General features: G+C 76.3%; 1 protein-coding gene and 1 pseudogene. Both read right to left on the bottom strand.

Going from position 1 to position 862, the window contains the following annotated elements; all coding sequences use genetic code 11:
- Positions 1-241, bottom strand: a pseudogene (locus tag ND748_RS32985) (protein serine/threonine phosphatase 2C family protein); the annotation flags it as partial.
- A 230-nt stretch (positions 242-471) separates the two neighbouring features.
- Positions 472-862 (bottom strand): tetratricopeptide repeat protein (locus ND748_RS32980; protein WP_285903025.1); only part of this gene is annotated, 391 nt, incomplete at its 5' end.

The raw sequence follows: 862 nt of genomic DNA, 5'->3' as shown, positions 1-862 counted from the left end.
GTCCCGACCCCGGCGCCGTCGACACCCCGTCGCAGACGACGGCGAGGGTCGCGACCGGCGGGTCGCCCCCGGGCCCGGCGAGGACACGCAGCGCGAAGCCGTCCTCGTTGGTGCGGTGCACCACGCCACGGTCGGACACCGCAGCGGCACTGCCGAGATCGAGGTCGGCGCGGTCAGCGGGCGGGCCCCCCGGACGCAACCCGGCGCCGCACCGCTCGCAGAACCGATCGTGCGCAAACACGACCGCCGCGCACGCCGGGCACCGCCTGACGCCCAGCGGGGTTTCGCCGCCACCCGGGGTTTCGCTGGCACCCGGGGTTTCGCTGGCACCCGGGGTTTCGCTGGCACTGGGGGTTTCGCCGCGACCCGGGGTTTCGCCGGCACCCGGGGTCTCGTTGGTGCTCAGGGTCTCGTTGGTGGTCGGGGATTCGGCGACTGGCGTGGCTTGCGGCCGCGGGCGCTGTTCGGCGGTCACACGAGCGTCCGTGGACGGACGCCATTGGCGAGATCGACCAGGGCGTACCGCTCGTCGGGCGTCGCGGCCAGGCGGGCGAGCGTCCGGTAGGCGCGTTCCAGGCCGAGGCGTAGTGCGGCGGGCCGCAGCGGCGAACCGGCGATGCGCACCTGGGGGTCCGCCGCGAGTGCGCCGGAGGTGACCAGGTCGAGCGCGCCGGCCAGCAGGTCTCGGCGCAGGGCTGCCTGGGCCGCCGGATCGAGGTCCAGATCGTCGAGGATCGTCGACGCCGCCAGCAGGCCGGCCTGATCCGGGGCCCCCGCGGCGGTGACGGTGCCGAGCACCCGGGCCAGGCGTATTCGCGCCTCGACGCCGGCCGCGGAGGCCGCCGGCACCCGCCGGTAGGCC

The sequence above is a fragment of the Frankia sp. AiPs1 genome (assembly GCF_023716945.1).
In the GTDB taxonomy this organism is placed as follows: Bacteria; Actinomycetota; Actinomycetes; order Frankiales; family Frankiaceae; genus Frankia.
This window is presented reverse-complemented; position numbering and strand designations above follow the sequence as displayed.